Source organism: Pseudonocardia pini (genome assembly GCF_013870575.1).
GTDB lineage: Bacteria > Actinomycetota > Actinomycetes > Mycobacteriales > Pseudonocardiaceae > Pseudonocardia > Pseudonocardia pini.
The window spans coordinates 1-1,879 of the sequence record NZ_JACBXB010000941.1 but is presented as its reverse complement, the minus strand read 5'-3'; the positions used below and the strand labels follow the sequence as shown (position 1 = coordinate 1,879).

Genomic DNA, 1,879 nt, shown 5'->3' with positions numbered 1-1,879 from the left:
ATGCGGTGGTCGTCGACCCGGCGGAGGCCACGGCGCTGCGGGCCGAGGGGGTGGACCATCTCCCGGTCCTCGTGCGGGACGGGACCGGCGTGGTGGGTCCACTGGTGCTGCCCGGCAGGTCGCCGTGTCTGCGCTGTGTCGAGCTCGGCCGCGCCGACCGGGACCCGGGGTGGCCCGCCGTCGCCGCACAGCTCACCGGGTCCAGCGGATCGGCTGAGCCGGAGACCGTCGCGGCCACTGCGGCGCTCGGCGTCGCACAGGCACTCGTGCTGCTCGACGGCGAGGTGCGGCCGCCGTCGCTGGGCGCGGCCGTGGAGCTGGACCCGCACGCGGGGGTCCTCCGCAGGCGGAGGTGGCCCGGCCACCCGCGGTGTCCGTGCGGCTGGGTGTCTCCCGGACACTCCGCGCCGCGCGGTTCGGGGTGGGCAGGTGAGGGCGTGGGCGGGGTCGCCCCGAATGCGACATGCGCGGGGACCGCAGGACGGGAGAGAATCATGAAGTGAGCGACATTCCCCGCCGCACGGTCTCCCGCACCGCCAAGCTCGCCGGGCTCCCACTGGGGGTCGCCGGTAGGGCCGCCGCGGGTTGGGGCCGCAGGCTGGCGGGCGGCGACCGCGACCAGATCAGCGCCCAGATGATGGCGAAGAGCGCGGAGCAGCTCTTCGCCGTGCTGGGCGAGCTCAAGGGTGGCGCCATGAAGTTCGGGCAGGCGCTGAGCGTGTTCGAGGCGGCGGTTCCCGAGGAGATGGCCGAGCCCTACCGCGAGGCGCTGACGAAGCTGCAGACCGCGGCGCCGCCGATGCCCTCGGCGGACGTCCACCGGATGTTGGCGGAGCAGTTCGGCCGCGGCTGGCGGGCCCGGTTCCGGGAGTTCGACGAGGAGCCCGCGGCGGCCGCGAGCATCGGCCAGGTCCACCGGGCGGTGTGGCGGGACGGCCGCGAGGTCGCGGTGAAGGTGCAGTACCCGGGCGCCGAGGAGGCGGTGCTGTCGGACCTCCGCCAGCTGTCGCGGATGAGCAGGCTGCTGCAGCCGCTCGCGCCCGGCATGGAGATCAAGCCGCTGATCACCGAGCTGAAGGAGCGGATGGTCGAGGAGCTCGACTACCGGGACGAGGCCGAGAACCAGCGGGCGTTCGCCGCGGAGTACGCGGACGACCCGGAGATCCGGGTGCCGCGTGTGGTGGCCTCGGCGCCGCGGGCGATGGTCAGCGAGTGGGTCACCGGCAGGCGGCTGTCGGACGTCATCCGCAACGGGACACAGGAGGAACGGGACCGGGCGGGCGCGCTGCTCGCGGGCTTCCACTACTCGGCGCCCTACCGGGTGCACCTGCTGCACTCCGACCCACACCCGGGCAACTTCCAGATCCTGGACGACGGGCGGATGCTCGTCGTGGACTTCGGGGCGGTGGCGCGGCTGCCCGAGGGCCTGCCTCGCCCGCTCACGACCATGACCAAGTACGCCCTGGAGAACCGGCCCGCGGACCTCATCGCGCTGCTGCGGTCGGCGGGGTTCCTCCAGCCGGGCACGGAGGTCGCGGCGGAGGAGGTGCTCGCGTACCTCTCCCCCTTCACCGAGCCGCTGCGCACCGAACGCTTCCGGTTCTCCCGGAGCTGGCTGCAGGGCCAGGCCGAACGGGTCGGCGACCTCCGCAGTCCCGAGTTCGACACGGGCCGGTCCCTCAACCTGCCGCCGCAGTACCTGCTGATCCACCGGGTCACGCTCGGCACCCTCGGGGTGCTGTGCCAGCTGCAGGCGGACGTCCCGCTGCGCGAGATCGTGGGGCGCTGGCAGCCCGATCTGTTCGTCGCCGGCTGAGCGAGGCCGTTCACACGAGAGTGCCGTTCGTGCAGGGGGTCGGGCCCTCGCCCCCGGCTGTGA

The 1,879-nt window shown here is 73.9% G+C and carries 1 protein-coding gene and 1 pseudogene; both read left to right on the top strand.

The window, feature by feature from the left end; all coding sequences use genetic code 11:
* Positions 1-503, top strand: a pseudogene (locus tag H5J29_RS31090) (hypothetical protein); the annotation flags it as partial.
* Positions 500-1,816, top strand: a complete 1,317-nt coding sequence (locus tag H5J29_RS31085; RefSeq protein ID WP_181784506.1) for an ABC1 kinase family protein — start codon at positions 500-502, stop codon at positions 1,814-1,816. The pseudogene H5J29_RS31090 and the gene H5J29_RS31085, both read left to right, overlap by 4 nt.
* Positions 1,817-1,879: the final 63 nt, after the last annotated feature.